This is a genomic window from Pseudoalteromonas sp. TAP-3C (genome assembly GCF_059888565.1).
The window spans coordinates 491942-511555 of sequence record NZ_CM187618.1; the positions used below are offsets into that span (position 1 = coordinate 491942).

14 protein-coding genes and 1 pseudogene are annotated in these 19614 nt (G+C 39.6%); 6 read left to right on the top strand and 9 right to left on the bottom strand.

The genetic code is table 11. From position 1 onward, the window contains the following. The first annotated feature begins 109 nt into the window (after positions 1-109). On the top strand, positions 110-1303 hold the full coding sequence (locus AC6H44_RS02285) for an IS4 family transposase (RefSeq protein WP_500737246.1): 1194 nt from the start codon (positions 110-112) through the stop codon (positions 1301-1303). 264 nt (positions 1304-1567) lie between these two features. Continuing rightward, positions 1568-3145 carry an L-lactate permease gene (locus AC6H44_RS02290; RefSeq protein ID WP_500737247.1) on the top strand — a complete coding sequence of 526 codons (1578 nt, stop codon included), beginning with the start codon at positions 1568-1570 and terminating at the stop codon, positions 3143-3145. Positions 3146-3308: 163 nt separating this feature from the next. Here AC6H44_RS02290 and AC6H44_RS02295 read toward each other — a convergent pair whose 3' ends face one another. After that, positions 3309-4649: an MFS transporter gene (locus AC6H44_RS02295; RefSeq protein ID WP_500737248.1), complete on the bottom strand. Its 1341-nt coding sequence runs from the start codon at positions 4647-4649 to the stop codon at positions 3309-3311. 274 nt (positions 4650-4923) lie between these two features. Between AC6H44_RS02295 and AC6H44_RS02300 the strand changes: the two genes are divergently transcribed. Then, positions 4924-5634 carry a VC0807 family protein gene (locus AC6H44_RS02300; RefSeq protein ID WP_500737249.1) on the top strand — a complete coding sequence of 237 codons (711 nt, stop codon included), beginning with the start codon at positions 4924-4926 and terminating at the stop codon, positions 5632-5634. A gap of 106 nt (positions 5635-5740) precedes the next feature. Here the strand turns inward: AC6H44_RS02300 and AC6H44_RS02305 are convergent, their stop codons facing one another. Together AC6H44_RS02305 and dps are read right to left on the bottom strand one after the other, a co-directional pair. Beyond that, a complete protein-coding gene (locus tag AC6H44_RS02305) occupies positions 5741-7477 on the bottom strand; it encodes a SulP family inorganic anion transporter (RefSeq protein WP_500737250.1) in 1737 nt (578 codons plus the stop codon). A gap of 203 nt (positions 7478-7680) precedes the next feature. Next, the gene (dps, locus tag AC6H44_RS02310; RefSeq protein ID WP_500738360.1) at positions 7681-8205 is read right to left on the bottom strand and encodes a DNA starvation/stationary phase protection protein Dps; all 525 of its coding nucleotides are present in this window, start codon (positions 8203-8205) and stop codon (positions 7681-7683) included. Positions 8206-8508: 303 nt separating this feature from the next. On the opposite strand from dps, the gene corA reads away from it, so the two are divergent. Then, entirely contained in the window at positions 8509-9465 is a 957-nt protein-coding gene (gene corA / locus AC6H44_RS02315) for a magnesium/cobalt transporter CorA (RefSeq protein ID WP_500737251.1), read from the top strand. A gap of 29 nt (positions 9466-9494) precedes the next feature. Here the strand turns inward: corA and AC6H44_RS02320 are convergent, their stop codons facing one another. The 3 genes from AC6H44_RS02320 to AC6H44_RS02330 form a co-directional block, all read right to left on the bottom strand. Continuing rightward, the gene (locus AC6H44_RS02320; RefSeq protein ID WP_500737252.1) at positions 9495-9857 is read right to left on the bottom strand and encodes a DUF2237 family protein; all 363 of its coding nucleotides are present in this window, start codon (positions 9855-9857) and stop codon (positions 9495-9497) included. 140 nt (positions 9858-9997) lie between these two features. After that, the gene (locus tag AC6H44_RS02325; protein WP_500737253.1) at positions 9998-10417 is read right to left on the bottom strand and encodes a CBS domain-containing protein; all 420 of its coding nucleotides are present in this window, start codon (positions 10415-10417) and stop codon (positions 9998-10000) included. 158 nt (positions 10418-10575) lie between these two features. Further along, positions 10576-11355: a DUF2189 domain-containing protein gene (locus tag AC6H44_RS02330; protein WP_500737254.1), complete on the bottom strand. Its 780-nt coding sequence runs from the start codon at positions 11353-11355 to the stop codon at positions 10576-10578. A gap of 222 nt (positions 11356-11577) precedes the next feature. Between AC6H44_RS02330 and AC6H44_RS02335 the strand changes: the two are divergent. Continuing rightward, positions 11578-13468, top strand: a pseudogene (locus AC6H44_RS02335) (MFS transporter). Positions 13469-13526: 58 nt separating this feature from the next. Here the strand turns inward: AC6H44_RS02335 and katG are convergent. Beyond that, entirely contained in the window at positions 13527-15794 is a 2268-nt protein-coding gene (katG, locus tag AC6H44_RS02340; protein ID WP_500737256.1) for a catalase/peroxidase HPI, read from the bottom strand. A 299-nt stretch (positions 15795-16093) separates the two neighbouring features. Then, on the bottom strand, positions 16094-17434 hold the full coding sequence (locus AC6H44_RS02345) for an L-cystine transporter (protein WP_500737258.1): 1341 nt from the start codon (positions 17432-17434) through the stop codon (positions 16094-16096). A 289-nt stretch (positions 17435-17723) separates the two neighbouring features. On the opposite strand from AC6H44_RS02345, the gene AC6H44_RS02350 reads away from it, so the two are divergent. Continuing rightward, positions 17724-18251, top strand: a complete 528-nt coding sequence (locus AC6H44_RS02350; protein ID WP_500737259.1) for a hypothetical protein — start codon at positions 17724-17726, stop codon at positions 18249-18251. A gap of 68 nt (positions 18252-18319) precedes the next feature. Here the strand turns inward: AC6H44_RS02350 and AC6H44_RS02355 are convergent, their stop codons facing one another. After that, complete coding sequence (locus AC6H44_RS02355) at positions 18320-19507, bottom strand: GGDEF domain-containing protein (protein WP_500737260.1); 1188 nt, start codon at positions 19505-19507, stop codon at positions 18320-18322. Positions 19508-19614: the final 107 nt, after the last annotated feature.

A 19614-nucleotide genomic window follows, 5' to 3' on the forward strand; every position in this document is an offset into this window, starting at 1 on the left:
AATTTGATAATATAAATCAATAAGATAATGTAAAAAATAGTTGAAGTGCACAGCCAATTCTGATCTTATATGTTTTTTCCGACCAAAGAAATTACAAAGTAAATCGACTATGCACTTGAGTAAATTATTACATAAAACATTTTCTAATACAGCTGGTATTATTGATAAGCGTAACCACTGCACATTAATGAAAGCGGTAGAAACACTCTGCCAACATAAGTTCTTATCCATTGCTGCTTTAGGGCGAAAACTAAAGAGCAACGCGAAGGTTAAACACACTATTAAACGAATGGATAGGTTATTTGGCAACCCTCGCGTCCAGCACTCCCGCAACCACTATTACCAAGAAATCACTCGCCGCGTGATTGGTCAAATTAGACGTCCATGCGTGACGATTGATTGGTCTGGGTTAACACCCTGTGGCGAGTTTCATTTATTACGGGCAGCAGTCCCAGTTAAAGGTCGAGCAATGACAATCTATGAGCAAAGTTTTCGTGAATGTGAATACATGAAGCAAAGCGTGCATAAGGATTTCCTCAAAACACTTAAATCAATATTGCCTTCTGAGTGCAAGCCGATCATCGTTACCGATGCAGGATTTCGCAATCCTTGGTTTAAGTTAGTGCTTAAATTTGGTTGGGATTTTGTAGGCAGAGTGAGGCATCAAACACAATATCAAAAGCCAGAAGATGATACATGTTGGTCACCAGTCAAAACACTTTACTCAAAAGCAACTGCAAGACCCGCTTATTTATTTGAAACACAACTCGCTAAAGCCAATTCATTGAGTGGTCACTTTTACTTATTTAAATCAAAACCTAAACAAAGAAAGAAGAAAAACCTTCGAGGAAAAACTATTCGCAGCAGCGTAAGCTTGAAATATGCTAAAGGTGCGACGGAGCCATGGTTATTATTTACCTCATTGTGCAATATTAATTATTCAGCACAAGATATTGTTAAAATTTACAGTCAACGAATGCAAATAGAAGAGTCCTTTAGAGACTTAAAAAACACAAGTAACGGCTTGAACTTACGTCATTGTCGTAGCTATGAAAAAGGCCGCTTGAATGTCGCATTATTGATTGCATTAATTGCTAATTTTATCCTTTGGCTAGCAGGTTTAACGGCAAAAATATTGAATGTGCATAGAAGCTTTCAGGCGAATACGATAAAGGATAGAAATGTGCTGTCTTGTTTTAGTTTAGGAACGCAATACTTCGAAAAATTTGGCTATAAAATAAAATTGAAAACGTTTTTAGAAGCACTCAACCAATTAAATAAGGATTGCCGTGAGTGCTTGTAGCTTGGATAAAAAATGTGGGGATCCCTCAGGACCTGACCACCACGATTTGTTTCCACCACGATTTGTTTGTGGCAAAAAGAAAGACCTGACCACCACGATTTGTTTGACCACCGCGATTTGTTTTAAAAGAGCGGCTCTGGCTCTAAAATTGGTGTACGCTGGTTTTATTCGCTATTCGTGAGCCGCGCTTTAAACTATTTAATTTTTGCTTAGAGCTGATTAATTGCTGACAGTAAATAGCTTGATATCAATAAGGATGTGTTGATGAATACCGTGATAGCCGCTTTACCGATTATTCTTTTAATTTGGTTAATGACTAAGCGTGATCCGCTTCCTTCATATATTGCGCTGCCAGCCATGGCGTTATTAACTGGGTTTTTACAGCTAGTTTATTTTCGCGCTGATTGGCAGTTAGTCGCCGCTAATTCACTTGCTGGTGGTTTATCGGTTGCTACGCCTATTTCTATTATTGCCGGTGCTATTTTGCTCAATAGACTGTTAGCTATTTCTGGTGCTGAGGCAACGATTAAAAGCTGGTTAGAATCAATAAGCAGTAATCCTGTTGCGCAACTAATGATCATCGGTTGGGCGTTTGCTTTTATGATTGAAGGTGCCTCTGGATTTGGCACGCCAGCGGCTATTGCAGCTCCTTTATTAGTGGGTCTGGGTTTTGCGCCGCTTAAAGTTGTGGTATTTACTTTAATATTAAACTCTGTACCGGTCTCGTTTGGTGCTGTGGGTACACCTACATGGTTTGGTTTTTCGAGTTTAAATTTAGTACCGGAGCAAATACTGGCTATATCGCAATGGACTGCATTATGCCATGTTATTGCGGCAATGATCATTGTGCCCATTGCCTTGCGGTTTGTGTTACCTGCAGAGGTGATCCGTCGCAATGGGATCTATATTTACTTAAGTGTTTTTTCCTGCGTGTTACCTTATTGGTGGATAGCGCAGTGGAATTACGAATTTCCTTCTTTGCTTGGTGGCGCTATCGGCTTAGTGCTGAGCGTTGTGTTTGCTAAATTTAATATTGGTTTAAGCGCCGCAGACAAACAGATAACGCGCAGCGTGAACATTTCGCGCAAAACACTGCTTATTGCGTTATCGCCATTATTGTTACTGATGATTGTTTTATTGCTTACGCGAATTCAACAATTAGGCATCAAAGACTGGTTAAATAACGACAGTGCCTGGTTGACGGCTGATTTGAGTTTTGCACAATTTCAACTTAGTGCAGCCTTAATAATCTCACTGCAAGATATTTTTGCCACTGGGGTTAGCTGGTCGTATAAAACGCTGTATGTACCTGCCGTTATTCCGTTTGTACTCGTGGTGATGGTGTGTTTACCGTTATTAAAAATGAGCGCTAAACAAGTTAAACAAATGTGCCATGAAACAGCGCAACGAATCGTTTTACCTTGTGTTGCGCTACTGGGGGCATTGATCATGGTTAATTTTATGATGTTAGGTGAACACAACGCGCCAATTTTTTATATGGCGCAATCGTTTGCGCAACTGAGTGGCGAGAATTGGACCTTGTTTGCGGCTTTTCTCGGTGCCTTAGGAACATTTTTTTCCGGCTCCGCAACGGTCTCTAACCTAACTTTTGCTGGTATTCAATACAGCATAGCGCAGCAGGTTGGTTTACCGACTACATTAATACTTGCACTACAGTCCGTTGGTGCAGCAATGGGTAATATGGTCTGTATAAGTAATATTATCGCGGTGGCGAGTATTGTTGGTTTAAATAACCAAGAAGGCGTGGTGATCAAAAAAACAGTGCTGCCAATGCTGATCTATGGTGCAATTATTGGCATATTTAGTTATGTGTTTTTTTAATGCCTATAAACCTGCTCGCGTCATGTTAATAATGCTTTTCGGTAGCTGTAGGGTAACTGGCTATTTACTTTACGCGTGTGCTTAAAATATAAAACAATTAAGGGGAGTATGTTTACTCCCGTTTAATTGATGTTTAGCTTATATTTTTTAAAAGCAGTGAAAATTAGTTTTTCACGTCATCTTCTTGAAGGTCTTTAAACAGCTCCCCTTGGGGGTGTTCAAAAGACTCATCATTTACTTCTTCGTAATCATCTTCATCTACCACCAGCATTTGATCTTGTGCGGTGGTTTCTTCAATACGCGGGTCCATGGTGGCAGCCAGTGGCGAGTTGGTTACATCGGAAGTGCCCACCACATAATCGCTGGGCTCTGGTTGCTCTACTTTTTGTTTAGAGTTAATAAATGTAAGCAATAAATACATGGTTATGGTTAATAGCGAAATAGACGCATATAACGCTTGGTGTCCAAAGTAGGTCATAACCTGTGCATTCGCGGTTGAACCTAGAGCGGCACCTGCACCAAAAGCGACAAGTAATGCTGATGACACGCCTACGCGCTCCTCGTCTTCAACCCGCGAATTGGCTAATGCTGAACAAAGCGGATACAAGGTAAAGGCAAACAACCCAAATATAAAGGTTAATATATACGATAGCTGCTGCGACATAGGGAGTATGAAAAATGCTAAACTTATCAAGCCAATAGCAACGGCATTAGTGCGTATTAACACGCTGCGACGAATGCGGTCTGAAAGCATTCCCATAGGCCATTGTGCCAATAACCCCGCTAAAATAGTAAGTGACATAAAAATAGCAATTTCAGCGGCATCAAAGCCCGATAATTTAGCAAAGGTTGGCGCCAGACCATAAAAGCTGCCATTAATAATGCCCGCAAAGTGAACTGCGGTGAGTGATTGCGGCACTTTTTTAGCATAACCGAGTAAACTCACTTTTATAGGCTTTAAAGGTTTTGGGTGAATTCTTCGGGTGATCGAAATGGGAATAATGCCAATGGCCAACGCCATGCACACTAAAAACAGTGGCGCATAACCCAACTCTGGAAATTGAGCGAGTGCTAATTGCCCTAAAATCATGCCTAAATAAGACGTGATCATATAAAACGAGAATACTCGGCCTCGCGATTCAGGCGCCGATTGCTCATTGAGCCAGCTTTCAAGCACCATGTAATTACACATCATACCTAAGCCAACAAACAGCCTTAAAGCTAACCAAATATAAACGTTGTCACTTACACCATGTGCAGCAACACAGGCTGTTACTGCTGCGGTACTGGCAGCAAAGGTTCTAATGTGGCCTACCGATTTTATTAGATGATAGCCAAGTTTAGAACCCAGTAATAAGCCGAGGTAATAACATGAGGTCATTAAGCCAATCCAAAAGGTGGACGTGCCTTGTTTACCCAAATAAAGGGCCAAATAAGTAGTAAGTAAACCAGTACCAATAATTAAAAATAAATTGGCAAAATACAGCGACAGAAATGATTTCATTAAAATATAAATAGTTACATAAGACCACTAGATACTAGAGTAAATCGATCGTTTTTCCAAGTTGTTAAAATTAGTATTTATGTATTTATAAATAATTTGATTTCAATGCAATAATCAGCAATACCATGGCATAAAGATTTATATAAATTAATACTTTGGCGGTACAGGCTAGAATAGCGAGTACATTCCAGTTATTATCAGCAGGGTAATTTTCAGTGCTTTTTTGTTTAGTTGAGTAAGTTAATGTCAGTCGTAATATTTTTTGGAATTAAAAATGACCAGTAATAATCAATCCATAAACAAGCGTAAAAAAAATAATCCGCTTATCGAAATCGTATTTAATATTATTATTCCTTCAGTTATTTTGATGAAGTTTACTGGCCCTGAGTATTTAGGCAATGTAACCGGATTAATTGTGGCGCTTATATTTCCGATCAGTTACGGTGTTTATGATTTTATTAAAGCGGGCTCGTTAAATTTTATTTCACTTTTAGGCTTTTTAAGTACCTTATTAACAGGTGGAATTGCTTTATTTGAAATGGATGTTGAGTGGCTAGCCATTAAAGAAGCGGCTATTCCGGCGATTATTGGTTTTACAGTGTTAATGTCGGGATTTTTTGGTAAACCCTTGTTGGCAAAACTTTTATTAAACTCACTTTTATTTAAGCTAGATACTATTTACGATGCCTTAGATGTACGTGGTAACACGCAAATCTTTAAGCAAAAAATTACCAAGGCTAATTATTTGTTAGCGCTTACGTTTGTTTTTTCATCAACTATGAATTACATGTTGGCTAAATGGATTGTAACCAGCCCCGCGGGCAGTGTGGAATTTAACGAACAGCTTGGTGAAATGACCTTATTGAGTTACCCCGTTATTGCGATTCCTTCTATGGTAATGTTGATTGGTATTTTTATTTATGTGATTAAAGTGCTGACTAAATTAACCGGTATGAAATTTGAAAATATGGTTAATGCAGAATAAAGTAAGTAAAAACAGCTGGTAATAATTATTTTTCCACAAAGCTGTTAGTATTTATTTGTAGTAAAATCACCAATAGTTACCTTTGTGGTAAGGAGTAAGCCTCCAATTAGCTGGTGTTAGGCTCTTGCTCTGTTTGCGACCTAAATAAGGTGGCTTGCGTAATATGTTGACTAACGCTGTTTTTTTTAAGCGCTATATAAAGATCGGAATGAACATAAATGCCATCTTTACCAGATGTAATACCTGCGGCTTTAAACCACGTGAGTAATTGACGTTTTCTTCCAGCAAGCTCTAATCGAATACCCCGTTTTTTAAAGATCACATCTAAATCTGCCAACATGCTCATGACACTTAAATCAAGATGGGTAAAACAAGGCACTGCGTCAATTATAACGCATTCAATATCATTTTTTTGTTTTGCGTATTGTTCTAGCAAGCGGCGTTTAAAGTAACTGGCATTAAAATAAGTTAAGGGGGAGTTAAAGCGATATATAAAAACGCCTTGGACAGCTTTGGCTTTGTCTGTCTCGTCAATGCTTCTTACGACACCTTTAACATCAATACCTAATATAGTGTCTGATGGACGCATTACAGTACGAATAAACTGAAATAAACCTAATAATACAGCAAGTGTGATCCCTGGAATAACACCAATGAATAGCACTGCAAACAGAGTGACTAACGCTAAGTAAAATGCTTGTTTATCCTTAAACTTTAATTGCCATAACGCCTTTAAATCGAGTAAGTGAACCGAAGCAATAATAAGTACAACTCCCAATGCTGCGCTTGGAATATACTCAAGGGGAGCCGTTAAAAATAAAGCAATAATAGCAATTATTACCGCTGCTATTATTGATACTAATTGGGTTTTACCGCCAGCGTTATCGTTTACTGCAGTACGAGAATCGGCCCCACTAACGGCAAAGCCTTGTGATAACGCTGATGCTAAATTAGCAATTCCTAAAGCTCTAAACTCTTTGTCTGCATCAATATCATAACCATTCTTTGCTGCAAAACTTCTTGCGGTCAGCATCATACTCACAAAGCTAACAATTGCTAGGTTAAGTGCCGGTATTACCAGCTCGCGTATAACCCCAATATCAAATACTGGCGAATTAAATATGGGCAAACCACCGGTTACTGTGCCTATGGTTTTTATTTCGAATTGTTCTAAGTTAAATAGCCAAACACACAGTGCCGTTAGAGAAATTGCCAGCATAGAAGCTGGCCAACTTGGTTTAACACGCTTAATAGCAAAGTAAATACCCAGAGTAAATAAAGCCATTAGTAAAGTTGGGATATGAGTTTGTGATAAATAGGAGGTAATACTACTTAAGCGCTCAAGTAAGTAGCGTTCATCAAACGTAAAACCAAACACTTTTGAAAACTGACCAACAATAATAGTAATGGCAACACCATTTAGTAATCCCATTAATATCGGTTTTGATAAAAAGTCGGCTAATACACCTAACTTAAAGCGACTGGCTATAAAGCACCAAAAGCCGGTCATTGCGGTCATGGTGATCACTAATTGCCAGTGTTTAAAGCTGTCACCTGCTGCCAAAGGGGTTACAACTGCAGCAATTACAGCACATGTTGCGGCGTCTGGGCCAACAATAAGTTGTTTAGAGGTGCCAAATAGCGCATACAACATCATAGGTAATATGCAAGAATACAAGCCAACAGCGGCATTTACACCCGTAAGCTGGGCATAAGCAATTGCCACAGGCAACGCGACGGATGCTACTGATAACGCTGCTCGCACATCGTCAGCAAGCCATTGACGCTGATAATTAAACAACGTTTGTAAACCGGGCATAAAATTATATAAACGCGACAGCACTGAAATTTCCTGCTAATAGTAGTAACGCTTTGATAGTAAATTTATTATATAGCTATTAACTGAGCAATATTACTGCTTATGTAAAAAATAATAACATCTTGAATTAAAGTATTGATTATTGCTTTGTTGATACGAAAAAAGCCCAGCATGTTAATGCCGAGCCTTTGTTTAAATTAAGCCATTATTTAAGCTTAATTGCTAAATTAGTTAGTAAGTTGACCAGTAGATGATTCTATATGAGCACGTACAAACCATTGAAATTGTTCTAGTTCAGCAAGTTGCGAGATGATCATATCTTCAGAAACTGGATCAAGCTCAGAAAGAGGCTCTATGGCTTTACGGTGATCACCGTTAACGCCGTTATATACTTTGTCTAAAGCACCTAAATGCTCAGTTACCAGCGCTTTACCAACTGAATAATCTTGCCACGTTCTACGGTCCACAATCGATTTTGGTGTTCCTACTGGCACGCCGCCTAACGTAGCTATTCGCTCGGCTAGAGTGTCTGTCATTTCGCGTACAGCTTCAACTTGTGGATCAAGCATTTCGTGTACACCAATAAAGTTTGGGCCCACTACATTCCAGTGGATATGCTTTAAGGTTAGCTGTAAATCAATTAGTGCTACCATGCGATTTTCTAGAACAGATATTGCTTTATTTGCTGATTCATTTTCTACACCTGGGGCGGTAAATTCAGCGACTTTATTTGCATTATTACTGTTACTCATCATTCCTCCTGCTATTACTAAAAGAGTGTTCGTTTTACTCATATGAGTGTTTAATTGCGATAACGAACGTGCTTACACTTACTAAAGCAATAGCTATGCCGTCTGTGGTGTTTTTAAGTTATTGAAAAATAATATTTTAATTTTATTTTTTTGGCAGTTAAATTATATCAACACTAATAATAATGAAAAAAATGCATATTTTTGTAAATTTTGCAAAACAGAACAACCTTATTGAGTGTAGTCATTGTTGATTAATCATCTGTTACATATACTTAATTTATTTTGCTATTAAAGGAGCAGGGCATGCTAAGGTTTTTTTCTATCGAACGAGGGGTAATTAAAGAATTATCAGCTTCGCCTGACACCCCCCTTGAGATATTAATCCGAACTGCTCATTGGATTGATACAATAGCCCCAACAGAAGATGAGCGAAATACCTTAGCAAAAACGCTCAATATAACGTTTCCTGAATCTGGCGATGTTCAAGAGATTGAAGCGTCATCGCGTTGCTTTGTTGATAATGAAGGTTTGCATGTACATGCATTGTTTATGTCACCTAATGAGGGGCGTTTTAACACAGTCACTGTTGCCTGTTTATTACAAAATAACTGTTTACTGACTATTCGTGATGATGAACTAGCTGACTTTCGGTTATTGCGCTTAAGAGCACGCAAAGGTCAAGTAATGTGCGACACACCAAAACAGTTACTAATTACCTTATTTGACCAAAAAGTCGAAAACCATGCTGATATGCTTGAAGATATGCATCATCAGTTAGAAAAACTCAGTGCTTATGTACTTGAAGACGACGATTCTAATTTAGAAGAAGCCGTTAGTCGTATTGCACGCCTAGAAGATGCTAATGGCAAGGTGCGTTTATGTTTAATGGATACGCGGCGCAATATTTCGTTTTTAATACGTCGTTTAGGTGTACAAAATGAAGAGCGCGAATCGCTTCGAGAAATTGTACTTGATATAGATACTTTAATGTCTCACTGCACTTTTTTGTTTGATAAAGTGAATTTTTTAATGGATTCAACGCAAGGTTTTATAAATATTGAACAAAATCAAATTATCAAAACTTTTTCTATTGCCTCAGTGGTTTTTTTACCGCCCACTGTTGTGGCCAGTGTTTACGGAATGAATTTTAATATAATGCCAGAGCTGCAATGGCAGTGGGGTTACCCATTCGCCATTGGCGTTATGTTGTTATCGGGGTTTGCTCCTTATTTATTTTTTAAACATAAAGGGTGGTTGTAGTGTTTACGTATTACAACTTAATTTATAATCTAACTGGTATATTGATGGGCTTTTAATATATCGAGTGGGATAATCTCAAGCGCTTTTTGGTTTGTTGCCTCAAGTACAACAGGGGGCGCAACATTGGCAGCAATAGCATGATACCAACGCACCGCGCATAAACACCATTTATCACCCGCTTTCAAACTAGTAAAATCATACAAAGGGTTAGGGTTTATTAGGTCGTTACCTTGCGCCTTAGAGAATTGTAGAAACTCATCGGTCATAATGGCGCAAACACTGTGATTACCAAAATCAGAATCAGGCACATAGCAAAACCCTTCACGAGTATAGCCACCATTACCACAGCATAGTTGCAGCGCGGTTCCGAGTACATTTAATTGATTAGCCATAAGCAATATTACCTTGTAATAATAACTGTTATAGGTTTAGGAGCTTACATTAACAAGCTGTTCGTGGTTTGGCTATATGAAAAAGGTTTTAAAACAGCTGCGTGTTGTTGAGTCAATACGCAGCCATTAAATCTAACGGTTTAAGATAATAATGCAGCAGCTAAACGTACAAAGTCAGAGGATGTTAAAATACCTACTAGCTTGCCTTGCTCGCTAACAACAGGCATGCAACCATGACGGTTTTCTACAAAAAACTTAACAACATCAGACAAAGGCTGAGTAGGGGTGACACTAACGAAGTCACTCACCATAATATCTTCTACTTTAGTTAGTTTTTCTTTGCGTTGTAATGCATTTGCGCCGAACGTTGCCATGATTCCCATAACTTTTGCGACCATTATTTTTTGTGTAAGCATACCAACAAACGCACCGTCGTCGTCGATGACAGGAATATGACGGACGTTTTTATCTTTCATTAAATTATGGGCGTCGTGCAAAGTACTTTTAACATTTAATGAAAATGGATTAGGTGTCATTAAATCTGTCACGTTATGAATCATTTTTTTTCCTTTTATATTCTTAACTATACAGGCTTATATTAGCGCGCTTTTTAAGCTTCTTACCTTGTTAAGATCAATGTTTCTTGCAGTTTATTTGTATAGATACCATCATCTCAATAAGATGATGGTATGAAGAAGGTTAAAAATCAGAGCAAAATTTATTCATAACCACGGGGGGTTTTAGTTTTAATTACCGCAATGTATCCATGCCAACTGGCGTAACTAAGAAGTGGCATAATAACAATAAAACCTGCAGCACCTGCTGCAAAACCAAGCGCCACGAGTACAAATATACAAATAGACCACACAACCATGGCAGCAAAGTTTTCTTTAACCGCATGTATTGAAGATACAACCGCAGTCATAATATCTACGCGTCTTTCCATCATTATTTGTGGAGTAAACGCTGAGATTGCAAACACACTCACTAACAAAATACCGCCAATAATACTGCCTATAGTCAAAAATGCAGAAAGCTCCTCAAATGTTGGGTTTGCATGGCTTGGGTAAAGTGCGTGTACTATCGCTGCGAGTCGCATCCAGATTATCATAATTACCAATAGTAAAACCGCAAACCCCCACTCACCTACTGGGTTACGAAACATTGATTTAAGTGAATGCTTTAATGTGGGTTTGTGACCTTTTTCAAGCTCCCATGCTACATCGTATAAGCCAACTGCAAATACGGGGCCTATTAGTGCAAAGGCTACAGTGGCAGGTAAAATGGCGAGATGGCTGTCAGTAAGTACAACAGAGTAAACAATCGCAATAGGGATTAGGGTGAAGATTAAGCCATAAATCAAGCTCAGCATGGGCGCACGCGCCATATCTTTAAATGCTAATGAAAGCCAGTGAAAAGCGGCGAATGTATTTACTTTGTTGCACTCTAGGCAGCGTGCAAATTTTGTGTCTTTTTCTATCGTGTTGGTAGTTGGCATAAAGATGCTCCTTTTTTTAGTCACCTTTTAGTTTTAGAACACAGGTGCTTTATTTACAACCTATAAACAATCAATACGTAAGATTTAGTTGAGTTGTTCATTTGTCAGCCATTTTTGTTGAGGTTGACTTTTTGATTGCATCAGTAAGTTATTAAAAGTGGGTTCGTATTTTTTACCTAAAATGATAATCTAACCGCTGTAGCTAATTTTTAAGAGATCCTAATGCAGAAAAATAAACAGCAATATCAAGGAGCTTTGCTGAATAGTAAACGATTTTTGCCTCTGTTCGTGACACAGTTTTTCTCAGCACTCAATGACAATGTTTACAAGCAATCTATCCTTCTTATTCTAATCTTTCAGGCTGCTACAGTAGCCGATGGTGCCTTTTACTCTAATGTGGCTGCAGGATTATTTATTTTGCCGTTTTTTTTATTTTCAGGTTTGGCGGGGCAAATTGCCGAAAAGCTTGAAAAATCAAAGCTGATAAGAATGGTTAAGTTGTGCGAAATTCCAATTATGCTAGTGGGTGTAGTATCGATTTTAACCGAGCAGGTTTGGCTTATGCTAGCCACGGTATTTTTAATGGGCTTGCAAAGCACCTTTTTTGGGCCACTTAAATACTCTATTTTACCGCAGCACGTGGCCTCAAATGAACTAACAAAAGCGAATGGGTTAGTTGAATCAGGTACCTTTGTGGCTATTTTATTAGGCACCGTATTTGGCACCTATTATATAACTCAAACAGCAGGTCCTGTGTATATTAGTATAGCGATAGTGAGCTTGGCGATTATTGGCGATTATTGGCTATTTGAGCAGCCGTTTTATCCCAAAAAGTGCTGCCAATGATGCTAACTTAAAGGTATCACTTAACCCTGTTACTTCAACCAAAAGTGTATTTAATGCGCTTAACGCACAAACCGAGTCGGTGGGTAAATCAGTACTGGGGATCAGCTGGTTTTGGCTGATTGGAGCCGTCATTTTAACCTCACTCCCTAATTACGTAAAACATGGAATGGGAGGTAATGAACTGGTGGTTACCTCAGCATTAGTGGTGTTTTCTTTGAGCATTGCTTTGGGATCTTTGTTATGTGAAAAGCTATCTCGTTCGCGAATTGAGTTGGGGATTGTGCCATTTGGTGCACTGTTAATTACCCTGTTCTTATATTTATTGAGCCAAGAGCCTAACATCGAATCTTATCGCCAAGTTAATGAGTTGCAGCTTACCCTAGAGCAAGTGATTAATACTGGCGATATGCTATGGCATTTTGTATGGATGGCTGGAATTGGTATAGCGGCTGGCTTTTATACGGTGCCTCTTTATGCACTCATTCAGCAGCGCACTCACCCAGACAGCCGTTCACGAATTATTGCTGCTAATAATGTGTTAAACGCACTCTTTATGGTGGGCAGTGCCATCTTAAGTATTGTTACTTTAACGCTGTTGCACTGGCAAATTTCACAATTATTGTTGCTATTAGCAGGGCTTAATTTATTAATATCAGTTTATATATACACTAAAGTGCCTGAGTTCTTTTTACGTTTTATTATTTATATTTTAGCAATTTGTATGTACCGAGTACGCACTAAAGGCGAGCTTAATATTCCCGATGAGGGAGCTGCGGTAGTGGTAAGTAACCATGTTAGCTTTGTTGATTGGATGTTTATTTTAGCGGCGTCACCTAGGCCGATTCGGTTTGTGGTATTTGCGCCTATTTACTATTCTCCAGCACTTAATTGGTTGTTTAAAATGGCTAAAGCAATACCAATTGATAGCGAAAAGGCCAACCCAAAAGCGTTTAATAAAGCTTTTGATGACATAGCTCAGGCGCTGGAACGTGGGGAGCTGGTGGGCATTTTTCCTGAAGGTAAACTCAGTGGTGATGGTGAGGTCGATGTGTTTCGTCGTGGCATTGAAAAAATAATTCAGCGTACACCGTTGCCTGTTATTCCTGTTCATTTAGATGGCTTATGGGGCAGTATGTTTAGCAGAAAAACAAAATGGCGGTTGCCTAGACCAAAGTGGTCGTTGGTCACTGTGACCATAGGAGAGCCGGTTGCTGCTGACAACGTAAATGCTGATGACTTGCGTGAGCGGGTGATTGCTTTAAAGTAACCTGACAAAAAAGCGCTGCAATTAATTGCAGCGCTATGGTTGTATTACTTAATGGTTATTAACGGTCTAAGTTCATTACCTTAGTCCATGCGGCAACAAAGTCTTCTACAAACTTTTGCTTAGAGGTATCAAAAGCATATACTTCGGCAACTGCACGCAGCTCTGAATTTGAACCAAAGATAAGGTCAACTGAAGTGGCAGTGTACTTTTGCTCACCTGATTGACGATCAAAGCCTTGATAAATCCCCGCATCGGATGACTTTTTCCAAACCGTCGACATATCTAATAAATTAACAAAGAAATCGTTATTTAATGTGCCTGGCTTATCAGTAAATACGCCATAGTCAGTGCCTTTATAGTTCGCACCAAGTGAGCGTAAGCCGCCGACTAACACGGTCATTTCAGGCACGGTTAGGTCAAGCTGATCGGCTTTGTCTATTAGCATTTCAGTGGGCGATTTGTAGCTTTGCTCAGCGTCAAAGTAGTTTCTAAAGCCATCGGCAGGCAGCTCTAATAAACTAAATGCATTAACGTCAGTTTGCGCTTGCGTGGCATCGCCACGGCCGGCATTAAACGGTACGTCTACTGTGTAACCTGCATCTTTCGCTGCTTTTTCAATCGCTGCATTACCACCAAGTACAATTAAATCGGCCAGTGATACTTGGCTTTTGCTAAATAAGCTGTCGTTAAAGTCGGCTTGAATCGCCTTTAATACTTTAATTACTTTTGCGGTTTCGGCCGGATTATTTACCGCCCAATCCTTTTGTGGTGCAAGCGCAATACGCGCACCGTTGGCACCACCGCGCATATCTGAATCACGGTAGCTTGCAGCTGAAGCCCAGGCAACACGTACTAGCTCTGATACGCTAAGACCTGAATCTAAAATGCTGGCTTTAAGCTCTTTCACAGCATCTGCATCTATGTTTGATTGCGTCTTTGCTGAAATTGGATCTTGCCAGATTAGCTCTGCTTTAGGCACTTCTTTACCTAAAAAGTGACGGGCCGGTCCCATATCTCTGTGCGTTAATTTGTACCAAGCTTTTGCAAAGGCAAGTTGATACTCTTTAGGGTCATTTAAAAAGCGTTCAGCAATTTTACGATACTCAGGGTCAAACTTTAACGCTAAGTCGGCGGTAGTCATTACTGGTGGATTAAATTTACCTTTAACGTGCGCATCAGGTACGGCATTATGCAGTGATTCATTTGTTGGGATCCACTGAATAGCACCCGCTGGGCTGCGTGTTTGTTTCCACTCAAAGTTAAGCAGGTTGCTCAAGTACAGTGATGACCAACGCGTTGGTGCTTGTGTCCATGCGCCTTCTAGGCCACTTGATACCGTATCTTCAGAGTGGCCTTTACCACACTTGTTTTTCCAGCCTAACCCTTGTTCTTCAATGCCTGCTGCTGCAGGCTCTGCACCGACACAATCTTTAGGCTTGTGCGCACCATGCATTTTACCAAAGGTGTGGCCACCGGCGATAAGTGCTAGGGTTTCTTCGTCGTTCATGGCCATGCGTGAAAACGCAACACGAATATTTTTAGCTGAACCAATTGGATCCGGAACGCCTTTTGGGCCTTCAGGATTTACGTAAATTAAACCCATGTGCGTTGCACCTAATGGGCGCTCTAATTTACCGCTCACATCTTCACGATCGCTGGCAAGCATTTCTACTTCAGGACCCCAGTAAACCATGTCTGGTTCCCAGTCATCTGGTCGGCCGCCGGCAAAACCATAGGTTTCAAACCCCATGTTTTCCAGGGCAACGTTACCCGCTAATACGATTAAGTCTGACCATGAAAGTGCTTCTCCGTATTTTTGCTTAATTGGCCAAAGTAAACGGCGTGCTTTATCTAGGCTTACGTTGTCTGGCCAGCTGTTAAGCGGTTCAAACCGTTGTTGACCACCGCCTGCGCCGCCACGACCATCAAGCGTTCTGTAGGTGCCTGCGCTGTGCCAAGTCATACGAATAAAAAATGGCCCATAGTTACCAAAATCTGCCGGCCACCAATCTTGAGATTCGGTGAGTAGGGCATCAATATCTTTTTTTACTGTGTCTAAATCTAGGCTATTGAATGCTTCTGCATAGTTAAAATCACTACCATAAGGATTTGAGCGTTCATCATGATCACGAAGTGGAGATAAGTTAAGTTGATCTGGCCACCAAAATTGATTGGTTCTGGTTGCGCCCATTTTTGCCTCACCCATGCCTACAGCACCTTGTGGTTTAGACATTTGTGGTTTTTCTTGGCTAAAAGCAGAGCCAGATATAAGTGCCATACTTATAAATCCAACAAGCGCTTTTTTAGTAAATGATCGTTTTTTCATTGTCAGCTTCCTTAAAGTTAACGAATTTCGTTATACAAAGCGTATTAAACATAAAGCCTAATAATTTAAAAATTAGCAGGCTGTTAATTCATTCAAGTCGTTGTTACCTAAGCATGAATGACTTAGCAACGGCAATAGTATAGTAAAGGAGCTAAAAACTGTGTGCGAAATAAAGCGATTGCTGCAATCTATAAAAATGATTTTTTGATGGAAGCTGATTAAATAAATGGATTATATGAAAGGTAGTGATCGTTATAAAAAAGCTCAGCGATTGCTGAGCTTTTAATAGATTAAAATGCTTATTCTACCTTAATTAACTTACTGGTGATAACACCTGAGGCCATAGAGCCCGATACATTAAGCGCTGTGCGTGCCATATCGATTAGTGGCTCGATAGAAATAAGCAGTGCAACCACCTCTATGGGTAGTCCCATGGTGGGTAATACAACCAGCGCAGCAAAGGTGGCACCACCGCCGACACCTGCAATACCAAATGAGCTAATAACCACAATGCCAATTAACGGTAAAATAAACTCAAATGTAAGCGGGTCTATTCCTACACTAGGCGCGACCATCATAGCCAACATGGCAGGGTAAATACCCGCACAGCCGTTTTGACCAATAGTGGCACCAAAAGAGGCCGATAAATTAGCGATTGCAGGTGGCACTTTTAATTGGTTAATTTGCACATCGATGTTCATTGGAATAGAGGCCGCTGAACTGCGCGAGCTAAATGCAAAGGTGAGTACTGGCCATATTTTTTCAAAGTAATGCTTTGGATTAACGCCTACTAAACTAAGTAGTAAACCGTGTACAACAAACATCAATAAAATAGCCACATACGAGGCCACAATAAAGGCGAGTAAATTTAAAATATCACTACTGCTTGAGTTTGCCACTACACTTGCCATTAAACCTGCAACACCATATGGCGTTAGTGCAATCACCATACGAACTAAGCTCATCACAATGGCTTGTAGCGCATTTACGCCGTTACGAATTGGGCTGGCAAGATCTGCTTTTTCAAGCATGACTTTGCGCGCCGCAATACCAACAAGTACACCAAATATAACCGTGGCAATAATAGAAGTTGAACGTTGATTACTTAAATCAGCAAAGGGGTTTTCAGGAATAAAACTCAGTAGCATTTGTGGCACACTTAAATCAGCTACATTCGCAGCTTTGCTTTGTAGGGTGTCCATTCTAGCGGCTTCACGAGTACCCGAAACCAGCCCTTCTATGCTTAAATCAAATCCATAGGTTACGGCAATGCCCACTAAAGCGGCAATTGCAGTGGTGAAGAGTAAAACAGAAATGCTAATAAAGGATATTTTACCCAGAGAGCCTTGATTTTCGAGTTTTACCACAGCGGCAATCATAAATACCAACACCAATGGCATAATGATCATTTTTAATAAACCGACATAGCCTTTACCAACTATGCTTACCCAGCTGAGTATTTCTTTAATCGCCTCTGGAGAGTGGGCAAACAAAAACTGTAGGGCTAAACCAAAGGTGCTGCCAAGCACTAAGCCAAATAAAACGGTACGAGATAAAGAACTATTTTTTTGCGAAAAAAGATAAATCGCGAACAGCAAACCAACAAATAGTGCCAACATTAATAATACAGCAAGCGACATGGTACCCTCTTTTATAGCTGTGAATTAGCGCGGCACTTTAACGCTTTGTAAGACGTTAACAAAATACACTTTCGCTATGGAATAGAATTAAAATGAATATACTAATAATATTAAAGTATAATGAATGAGCGCATTGTTGAAGAAACTAACCCATATTATTGTATTTCTTTAAAAACGGCGTTTACTCGATGAAAGTAAGATCTTAATTACCGTTAAAATCGTAAGCATATTACGAAGCATTAAGTTAATTTGTTCACTTTAGTTTTTATTTAAAAGAGGGAGTGTAGGTATGTTAAAGGCAATAATGGCACTGGTGATTATTGTAGTGATGAGTGGCTGTTCAACTCAGTATCCAAACCAAGCACTACTTGGTAAGCAATTTCCCACTGTGACGGGAGAAAGCTTAGAACAAAAGCGATTTACCATCCCCGATGACTTTAACAATCCAAATACCTTGTTATTAATTGGTTATAAACAAGATAGCCAATTTGATATTGACCGCTGGTTGATTGGTTTAGACATGAGTGCAGTGGATGTCACCGCTTATGAGTTGCCAACCATTCAGGGTATGGTTCCTCGTATGTTTAGCCCCTTAATCGATAGCGGTATGCGCAAAGGGATCCCCAAAGAGTTGTGGGGTGGGGTGATCACAATTTACAAAGATGGCGATAAAGTTCAAGCATTCACTGGCAACGAAAACCCTAATAATAGTCGCGTCATACTGCTGGATGAGAAGGGTAAAATTACTTACTTTTACGACCGTGGTTTTTCTGTTGCTGCATTAAATAATTTAAAAGCGGTGATTGAAAAGCAATAAATTGCAGGTAAAGCTAGTTGCCTTTGGGCACGCTATGATTAAGGTTAGCGTGCCGCGTTATAAAAGCATTATTGGCTAACGTTATTTCTGCCTTTCTTTTTAGCTCTATAAAGCGCTAAATCAGCATTTTTTAGAGCCTCGTCAAAGCTTTGTTTTGCTGTTCTTTGTGCTACGCCAATAGAGACCGTGACGTTTACCGTTTTATAGTCATTTGTTTGTTTTCCTTTTCGAGATTTTTTATCGGTGCGCTTTGGGTTTCTGATCACCATGTCGTAGGTTGCAATATTGTGGCGCAGTGTTTCTAGTTCTGGAATCGATTGCTCAGCTGTTTTACGTGGAAACACCACCGTAAACTCTTCGCCCCCATAACGGTAAATTTTTCCACCGCCTTTCACCCCGCTCATTTTTGCTGCCACTAGCTTAAGCACTTGGTCGCCAATATCATGGCCATAGGTGTCATTGAATTTTTTAAAATGATCAATATCGAGCATAGCAACGGTGTATTTTCGCCCTAATGATAAAGCCAATTGGTTGAGCGCTCTTCGGGTCGGTAAAGTTGTTAAATCATCTCTATAAGCTAAATAATAAGAGTCAGTACTTACCGCTAATAAATACAAAGAAGCCATAAGCACAGCAATGACAGACCAAGGAAAATCGATAATATGTTGTTGGTTAAGGCACCACACAATAAAAGTGATGAGTAAGGCCGTTTGCGTCAGGTTATGTGTTCTTACGCTTTGCCAAATGAGTAAGCTGCCAATGAGCGACAGTGGTAAAGCTATGGGTAAATAAGGAAGCAGTAGAGTATAAACAGAGGATTGTAATGATAGCTCTTGTAAATGCAGACTCAGTGCCAGCCACGCAAACGCTGCGCCGCCACATAGAATAATTAATAAGGTTCGGGTCGCAGTGTGTATTGATAAAAGTGCGCGATCTTTTATCACGGCTAACAACATTAATAAACTTGCAGCGCATAATAACGTCCAATCAGGTTGTGCTTTAAGCCACTCAGACCAAGGTAAAGTGTAGTCTGTTGACAATAAATAAAGTAGCCAAAATGCGCATAATAGCGCAACTCGACTACGATTAAACAAAGTGGCAAATACAGCAGTAATAATAAGTAATGGATAAACAAAATAATTAATAAGCGAGAGCTTACTTTGCCATTGAGCTTGAAATTGAACTAATAATAAAAATAAACCACAAACACCTATAAGGCTCAAAGAAGTTGATTTAACGCCTGCTAATTTTAACAACCCATGCTCCAAAGACCCTTGTCTCAAAAATAAAGGCTTATTGTATTGATATTAAAAAATATTACTACTTTAATGCTTTTCAACTATTTAAAAATAATACTTTAAAA